Source organism: Bradyrhizobium sp. (assembly GCF_049581145.1).
Lineage (GTDB): Bacteria > Pseudomonadota > Alphaproteobacteria > Rhizobiales > Xanthobacteraceae > Bradyrhizobium.
In genome coordinates, this window is the sequence record NZ_JBAURI010000489.1 from 1 (window position 1) to 6,274 (window position 6,274).

General features: G+C 60.0%; 3 protein-coding genes and 1 pseudogene. 1 reads left to right on the forward strand and 3 read right to left on the reverse strand.

The window, feature by feature from the left end; genetic code table 11:
• The 3 genes and pseudogenes from WCB02_RS16255 to WCB02_RS16265 form a co-directional block, all read right to left on the reverse strand.
• The coding region (locus tag WCB02_RS16255) for a GlgB N-terminal domain-containing protein (RefSeq protein ID WP_423959477.1) at window positions 1-730 on the reverse strand (730 nt) is incomplete at its 3' end.
• Window positions 731-787: 57 nt separating this feature from the next.
• A pseudogene (locus tag WCB02_RS16260) lies at window positions 788-2,284 on the reverse strand (putative maltokinase); the annotation flags it as partial.
• Between the two features lie 8 nt (window positions 2,285-2,292).
• Window positions 2,293-4,242: an alpha-1,4-glucan--maltose-1-phosphate maltosyltransferase gene (locus tag WCB02_RS16265; protein WP_423959473.1), complete on the reverse strand. Its 1,950-nt coding sequence runs from the start codon at window positions 4,240-4,242 to the stop codon at window positions 2,293-2,295.
• 1,400 nt (window positions 4,243-5,642) lie between these two features.
• Here WCB02_RS16265 and WCB02_RS16270 point away from each other — a divergent pair.
• Window positions 5,643-6,017: a DUF2946 family protein gene (locus WCB02_RS16270; RefSeq protein WP_423959475.1), complete on the forward strand. Its 375-nt coding sequence runs from the start codon at window positions 5,643-5,645 to the stop codon at window positions 6,015-6,017.
• Window positions 6,018-6,274: the final 257 nt, after the last annotated feature.

Below are 6,274 nucleotides of genomic sequence, written 5' to 3' on the forward strand. Positions count from 1 at the left end.
TCGGGGCGCTGCGCGAATTGACGCCATGCGGTGCCGACCGCGGACGGGGCAGCTTCGCCATATCGGACACGATGGATGCGGTTTTGGGCCGCAACTCGGCGGCGAAAGCGACCGGGTCAGCCTTCATCGGCAGGTGTTCGCCCTGGGCTCCGACAATATCGAACTTGTAGCGGTCGCCGGGTCTGGCGCGCGGGACGAACAGCTCCCAATAGCCGGCGCCGCGCAAGCGCATCGGATGACGGCGCGCATCCCAGAAATTAAAGTCGCCGACCACGCTGACCCGCCGCGCATTTGGCGCCAGCACGGCGAATGCGGTTCCTTCGACGCCATCAAGCGCCATCGGATGCGCGCCCAGCTTGTCGTACAGCCTTCGGTCAGTACCTTCGCCCAGCAGGTAAAGGTCGTAATCCGTGAGGACCGGCGGAAACCGGTAGGGGTCATCGAGCAGAACGACGTCGCCATCGAATTGCGCGCGCAACTGATAGCGCTGCGACTTTCCGGTCATGACGCCGGCAAACAGGCCTGCATCGAGAATGCGCGACATCCTCGCAACATGGCCATCGTCGCCGATCGCCTCTACGCTCGATGCGCCCGGCAGGAACGCGCGCACCTCCATTTTTCCGCCAACCGCATGAATGCCCAAATACTGGAACGGATCGGAGTGCCGCCCTTCGACGATTGCATAAGCCTCGGCAGGGATTTCAGCCGCTGGTCTTTGCGCGCTTGCCAAGATCCTGCTCACGCCGCCCAGTGGCACGGCAAGCCAGCTCGGCCGGTAAGCCAATTCATATTCGATTTCGTAGATTGCCTTTTCCAGAAGAAAAAACTCGAGCATCTCGATCGCGGCGGCGCGTTCGGGCCAGAATGCGGCCTGACCGATTGCTTGCTGATAGGAAGCGATAAACAGCTCTGTTGCCCGGTTGCGCCATTCATCGAGGAGGGGACGCAAAAGCTCCTTTTGCTTCCCTGGGGACCGCCGCTGAAAGGCCGACATGAAGGAATAGTCGATCGACCTGATGACCCCGGCCACGTCTCGGGCAGCCGGCGCCTTCCGGCGTCGCTCCGGCAGGGGCCGCGACGGCTCACCCTCGAAATCGATGATATAAATGTCGTTTTCGGCAACCAGCATCTGGCCAAGGTGCAGATCTCCATGGTGTCGAATCTTGAGGCCATTGATACTTCGGGACGTAAGCTCGGTGAGATGATCCTCAAGCGAAGGGATTTGAACCAGGACCTGTTCAATGGCGCACCGATCCTCGCCTGCCATCGTCGGCAATATTTTCTTCAGGTCTCGCGCAATGCGAGAGGCGCGGCGCAGGATGTCGGCTGTCCATTGAACGACATCGTCGCGAGCGATTGGTTCGGGTCTGAATTCCGGAAGATCCGGTCGACTGGCGAGCGCAACGTGCATTTCGCCGACCCGTTTTCCGGCCTGTTCGATATGTTGACAGTAGGCTTGCCAGGGGTTCTCTCCGGGCGCGACATCACCCGCTTCCAGCGAGTGCAAAAGCCGATCGATGCGGGTGGACGAAACAGACCAGGCATCGCCCTGATTTGGGATGAATGCGTGAACGACGGCCAGAGCCGTCGGTTCGTCTTTGTCGATCAGTTCGACACTGCCGTGCAGTGCCGGAATATTGCGAAAATGTGCAACGTCCGTCAGGAAGCGCCCCATTTCGATTTCCGGGCTGATACCGGATTGGAGCTTGCGGTAGATTTTTACAACACTGCGGTGATCCACGACGGACGTGCTGTTGGACTGCTCCGTCTTGATGGGAACGACTTGCAGCGGTTCCGGTTTTCTCGTCTCGGCAGTCCTGGCCGATTGAAATTCCAGCCGGGGAAGGTGTTTCTGATCGATAGACCGCGTGCCGGTTAGCCGGTCCAGAAGCCGAACGACAAAGGCGCTGTCGGTTGCGGCATCAAGCAGCGTTCCCTCTCTGCCTTTTTCACAGACGATCGCAATCGCATTGCTATCGGAGTGCCGCTTGGCTCCCCAACTGATCCCTAGCGGCAGAAGGTATCGGCTCGTCTGACCGTCATGAGAGTCCTCGAACAGGACGAGCCATGGACCTTCGTCGCCCGCTTTGTCAAAGGGAATCACGATGATGATGACAGGCACAATCGAGCCCGGGTCATTGGCCGGAAACCAGCGCGCGCGGGACAGGTACCTGGGAAGGATGCGGCGCTCCAACTCGCTTCGCACTTCGGCGACCATCATCCAGTCTGGCCCGCCCGTGATCTCAAGTCGATCTTGCTGAGCTGGCTGGCGCCACGTGGTCATCGATTTACCTATGCCAGGCCGCGCAGGAGTATGGCAGGATCGCGCGAGGGATCAATTCGGACGCGTAGGCCGCCCCAATCCAGCGGGTAACGCTCGCCGGTCAGGATATTCTCGACTGCCGCAATATGCCTTCGCTCGTTGCCAACGTCGACATGGGTACCTTCCAGCGGCAACCAGACTTCGCGGTGGTCGGGTGACAGGGCGACTGCCGCGATCACCGCGTTGGCGCGGTCTACCGATGTCTTGACATAGGCGATGACATTGCCGTCATCGACGTTCAAGAACCGCAGATTGCTGGTTTGCTGCAAGGCAGAATTGGCACGCCGCGCGCGATTCAATTCGCCGATATACGATTTGATGTGGCCCGGCCTGTTCCAGTCGCGGACCTTGATCTCGTATTTCTCGGAATCCTGATACTCTTCCTTGCCGGGAATCGGCTCATGTTCAAGAAGCTCGAACCCGCTGTAAATCCCGTAGCTGCTCGACAGGGTGGCGGCCAAAGCCACGCGCGCCTTGAACATCCAGCTTTCGCCGCCCTGCAGATGGAACGGCAGAATATCCGGCGTGTTGACGAAGAAATTCGGACGATAGAATTCGCGTTCGGGGTAATCAACGAGCTCGCGGAGATATTGTTCGAGCTCCCATTTCTGGGTTCGCCACGTGAAATAGGTATATGACTGCGTGAAGCCGAGCTTGGCCAATCCTTTCATGAGCTTTGGACGCGTAAAGGCCTCAGCCAGGAAGATCGTATCCGGATGCTTGAGCTGGACCTCGTGAATCAGCCACTGCCAGAATGGCAATGGCTTGGTATGAGGGTTGTCGACGCGAAAGATCTTGACGCCCTGCTGGACCCAGAACAGGATGACGTCGCGCAATGCATTCCAGAGCGAGCCGGCGTCCTCGCATCGGAAATCGGGATTGACGATGTCCTCGTACTTTTTTGGCGGATTCTCCGCATAGCGCATCGAGCCATCTGGCCTGCGATTGAACCACTGCGGATGTTCTGTCAGCCACGGATGGTCCGGCGAGCATTGCACCGCGAAATCCAGCGCGACCTCCATCCCGTGCTGATGGCAGGCCTCGACCAGGTCGCGAAAATCGTCAAGCGTCCCGAGTTCCGGATGGATCGCATCATGACCACCCGCGGGGGACCCAATTGCATAGGGGCTGCCCGGATCGCCTTCGCTGGCGGACACGGCGTTGTTGCGGCCCTTCCGATTCTTTTCGCCGATCGGATGGATCGGCGTGAAGTAGAGAACATCGAAACCCATCGCGGCGACATCGGGAAGCCGCGCAATGCAATCACGAAAGGTGCCGTGAACCCCGGGAATTTGGCCCTGGCTTCTTGGAACCATCTCGTACCAGGATCCGAAGCGCGCGCGGGGCCTGTCGACCATCAAGGGAAAGTTCTTTGAAGATGTCAGGTCGAGGCGCCGCTGCCCCTCCTGCATCGCAGACAGCAATTCGCGAGACAGTAGCGACTCGGCTCGCCGGTCTTTCAGGAACTCTTGACAGGAAGCGATGATGACGGCTGAAGCCTGGCGGCCTCCCGCCTGCGCCCTGGTGAGCAGCCCCGCGCCCTCGATGGCGTCCACCGGAAGGTCGCTGCCCGCCTTGCGTTTAAGTTCAAAGCCGTGACGCCATGTTGCGAATTCATCCGTCCAGGCCTCGATAACGTATATGTAGCGGCCAGGAGCAGTCGGCGTGAAGGCTCCCATCCAGCGGTCGTTGGCATGAAGCGCCATGGGTACACGCTGCCACTCCTGGTCCGTCTCCAGCCGCCATGCCAAGGCCGCGGACGTAATTTCGTGACCATCGCGATAGATATCGGCCCAAACTTCAACTGCTTCGCCGACGATACGCTTGACAGGGAAGGCACCATCATCCACCCGAGGAAAAACGTCCTCGATCTGATAAAGTCCGGCGTCTGTTACCGATTGGGTTAAATTGTGCTTCACGGCTCTATGCAATCTGGGCGAACTATGGCCAACGTTTCGCGGCGGCCGGGGGTTCCAAGCTGCGCGATTGGAAGGTACATTTTGCGGGTCAGCGCCCGCAAGGCCAAATCCGCCTCGCCAGGATCAGAAGGGCTTTTCGGCCGCGACACGTGACGCGCTCACGACTTACACACAATTTTACCTGACCAGGAACGTTTCAACCGAACGAGTTGTTGTCGCCCTCGTGGCGGAGCGGAGCAATGTGCGAGAAATGCAAAGCGCTTGATGAACGTCTCGCGTGGGCTCGGAGCGCCCCGGCGTGCTCTTCGGCTGCGCTCACCAGTGAGGGGATCGAACTCCTTCGCCTGCTTTACGAGGAGCAGAAGCGGGAATTTCATTCGACCCTCAAGCAACCGAGCGATTTGGCAGAAATATCGCGCTGATGCGGCGTGCGAGGCGCCCAGGAACGGTCGCAACCTCATGCCGAGTGTGTCAGCCCATTGGCCGGTCTGATCGCGACTCCTGCGTCACACCGGATGCTTCGGCACGGTAGACAAGCCCGCGGACAAGTGGGCCATCCCGGAAGATCGCCGCATCGATCGGCGTCGGGCATGGTCGGCAGCTCTCGGTGGTTTGCGTATCAAAAGATACGATAGGACTTCGGCCAGCACGTACACTGCGAAATATGGGCCGGGTTTCAAGCCAGTTCCTGACGCCAGCACGGCAAACCGGGGCTGTAGTACTGAAGGCAGGGCATGCCGACGATAAAGAAGCGCAACCGGGTGAAACAGACGAAAACGCTCCAGGAGCGCTTGAGATGCTCTGCGCAATTCGACCGTGAACGCGCACTTCAGACGCCACCTGGACGGCAGCGCGAGTTCCTTCTGAGCAGAGCGCGTGAATGCGAGGCTGCCGCGCGTCTTGAGGCGTGGATCGCGTCTCCCGGACTCCAGGCCCCTGAGTAGGCCGATCACCTCGTCATCGCCGAGTTCGCGAAACGAGCAACCAGCCCGGCTGAGTTGAGCTTCAGGACTTTCTATAGACCAGTGTATCCGAACAGTGCTCCGCCTGGAGTTTTTCGAGTCCCAGTTCTTTTCCGCGAATGCGCTCATCGCGCCCATCTCGCGGGCTGACGGGGCGGCGCCAGAGAGCTGCCCGGCGGCCGGATGCGGAGCCGCGCGCGTCGTTGATAGTGCCGATGCGGCCAGCCCGTGGTTGTGGTCACCTTCGTCGGTTTGAGCTTGAAACCGGAGCGGAGGTGCGACCGACCCGAGATCGGGATTCGCCGTATCGCCACTATCAAGACAACCGGCCGTCCTTCGACTTCAAAGCCACACCTGCCTCGTCTCATCGCGTGGCGGCCTCATACTCGCCTCGACTTTGAATTTCGCCGGTGATAATGGGTCGTTTGGGGGGCGCCAATGCGGCGACGTTTGCACAGATTTCTTCCGGTCATCCTGACCGCGCTGATCATTCAGATCCTGGCGCCGATCGCGGCCTCATGGGTCACCTTCGCGGCAGCCTCAGATCCGCTTGGCACTAATATAATCTGCCACGGCAGCCCGGATTCCTCTCCTGGGCAATCCGATCAGGGCCGCGGCGCCCTTCATGACGGCGCTTGTTTCGCCTGCTGCGCGTTGCATGCAATCACGTCCATCGATCCGCCGCCGGTCGCGACGTTCGCGAACCCCTATCGTGAAGCCGAACGAGTGGCATGGCGCCATCACGTGCTACGTTTCTCTACTGCACGCACCGGCTCGAACTCTCAAGCCCGCGGTCCTCCGCAGGCGATCTGACGTCTTTCCTCAACCCACATCGTCAGTTCGTCATGCCCTGGATTCGAGTCTTCATGACTCGATCCGGATTTGCGGAGCGTGCGCCATGCGCAAGACTTTCAAATTCGATCCCGACTGGGAAATAATTACCAATCACTCCCACCAACCACGTCGAGCTCGCGGCAGCGCGATGGCCGCGATCATGCGCCGGGCGCGCAAAGCCGCCGCGATGGCAACCGTGCTTGCCTGCGCCTCAAGCTCAGCCTTCGCCGCGGACA

What these genes read in the sequence shown, in the direction of transcription:
- WCB02_RS16270 (WP_423959475.1), top strand. Translation starts at nt 5,643, where the DNA reads ATGCGGCGACGTTTGCACAGATTTCTTCCGGTCATCCTGACCGCGCTG.